Origin of the sequence: Endozoicomonas sp. SESOKO2 (genome assembly GCF_024606245.1) — a bacterium.
GTDB lineage: Bacteria > Pseudomonadota > Gammaproteobacteria > Pseudomonadales > Endozoicomonadaceae > Endozoicomonas_A.
Genome location: NZ_JAHHPQ010000164.1, coordinates 1 through 1,423, shown reverse-complemented (window position 1 = coordinate 1,423; position 1,423 = coordinate 1). Strand labels below are relative to the sequence as shown.

Here is a 1,423-nt window from a genome sequence, read left to right as displayed (position 1 = left end):
GACATTAAGCTCAAAAAAGCTTCATTTCCAGCGGCAGAACTCACCTTGAACAGCCAAAATAAAGCTTCGCGAAAAGTATCAAGGCTGAACAAGATGAGTACTGCAAATAGTAGACTAGTTGAAAAAAACTGCTGACGTGTTTCGACCGGTCTGAACTCCTCAGCATGGCGGAACAGCTTGGTTTTACTATACGACAGCGAGATATCCGCCCCTTGGACTTTATCCTTTCACTGATTGATGCCCTCGCTGGTGATGGAAACTGCGATACTCAAGCCGATCTCCACCGTAAATTTAATGAGTTGACGGGTCTGAATGTCTCCTATCGTTCCTGGGCAAATCAAGCTAAAAAAGACGCGATGCCTGCTCTTGTCCTCTGGCTATGGGTGCAATGTCTGGAAGTCTTTTCCCGCAAAGTCATGGCGTTTGATGAGGACAGTCCATTTTCAGAGTTTGAGCACATTCTGATTCATGACGGCTCATCGCAAGCTGTCTACGATGCCCTGAAGGAAGCATTTCCCGGCAGGTTCTCAACGGTCAGTCCTGCTGCTGTCGAACTGCATACGACAATGGATCTTCTTACCCACAATCTGGTGCGCGTGCAGCTCACTGAAGATACCCGTTCAGAAAGAGACTGTCTGCCACCACTGCCAACCTCCATGGCCAATATCCTGATGCTGATTGATGCCGGTTATTTTGAGTTGGAATCCTTTGCTGCCATTGATGACCGGGAGGGTTCTTTTATCTGCAAGGCGCCTCAGAGTATCAACCCGACAATACTCAGCGCAGTACGGGAGGATGGCAAAAATCTCAATCGCTACAAAGGGAAAAAACTTAAGGAAGTGTTGTCTGGCTTCCCTAAAGATCAATGCCTCGACCTTGATGTAGAATGGCCAGGATTCAAAGCCTGGCCATATCGTTTTGTTGTCCGCTGGAATGACAGGAAACTGAAATGGGTATTCGTTGTAAGCAACCTTAACCGGGTTGAGTTCACCCTGAGTGAAGTACTTCAGGCCTATCGTCTACGATGGCAAATAGAGCTTATCTTCAAAGAGATTAAGTCCTATTCAGGGTGGCATCGTTTTAACACTAAATCAGCGACACTGGTGTTTAGCCTGATTCTGATGTCCTTCGTGGTTGCGACGTTGAAAAGGTATCTTGCCCATGCTGCGCAGGCGAACCTCTATAAAAGTGGAGCCATTGAAGAAATCTCGACGCATAAGGCGATGAAAAGTGGAACCCGGCTGTTTGGTAATGTCATTTTATCCCTTATGAATGCAGGAAAGTCCCTACTCTCACATACAAGGAAGCTGCTCAACTTCTGGGCAGATAATGCGAAACGTGAACACCCTGCACGAGATGGTTGTTCAGGGCGTACAAGATTAGGTCTTTGTGCTGTGGGTGGGGCTTAATGTCTACCCTAAGA

The 1,423-nt window shown here is 47.2% G+C and carries 1 protein-coding gene; it reads left to right on the top strand.

Features of this window, described 5'->3' with window-relative positions:
* Positions 1-128 precede the first annotated feature (128 nt).
* Positions 129-1,409, top strand: a complete 1,281-nt coding sequence (locus KDK17_RS04175) for an IS4 family transposase (protein WP_306671223.1) — start codon at positions 129-131, stop codon at positions 1,407-1,409.
* The last annotated feature ends 14 nt before the right edge of the window (positions 1,410-1,423 follow it).